At 49.6% G+C, this 383-nt stretch carries 1 pseudogene; it reads left to right on the top strand.

Going from position 1 to position 383, the window contains the following annotated elements:
• A pseudogene (locus L693_RS30840) lies at positions 1–383 on the top strand (hypothetical protein); the annotation flags it as partial.

Here is a 383-nt window from a genome sequence, read left to right as displayed (position 1 = left end):
CAAACAGACCTGTACGCCGATCCAGTTACAGGAGCCAATGCGGATACAGTTTTCGAACGTGACGGGCAATACTTCAAGTCCAAACGATGGCAGGGGCTAATGCTTGATGGTAGTAGAGCATGGATACCTGGTGAAGGTGGTGCTACTAACGGAAACAGGCAAGTTAAAGTGACAGGGCTGGCGATTGGAGCGGTAGCAGGTAGCGGTATAGGCACAAAATATGATGGAAAACTACTACCGCAAGGAAGTACAGGCAGTTCAGCAGATACGAATGCCGTTACAGCAGCCGGAGAAATTTACTTCGGCATTCCAGTTGCAGACAGTGGATGGGCTGACGGATACCAACCAACGCAGGACGACATCAAAGCCTACTTTTACGGATA

Origin of the sequence: Paenibacillus sp. 1-18, from assembly GCF_000520755.1 — a bacterium.
GTDB classification, from domain to species: domain Bacteria; phylum Bacillota; class Bacilli; order Paenibacillales; family Paenibacillaceae; genus Paenibacillus; species Paenibacillus brasilensis.
This window is presented reverse-complemented; position numbering and strand designations above follow the sequence as displayed.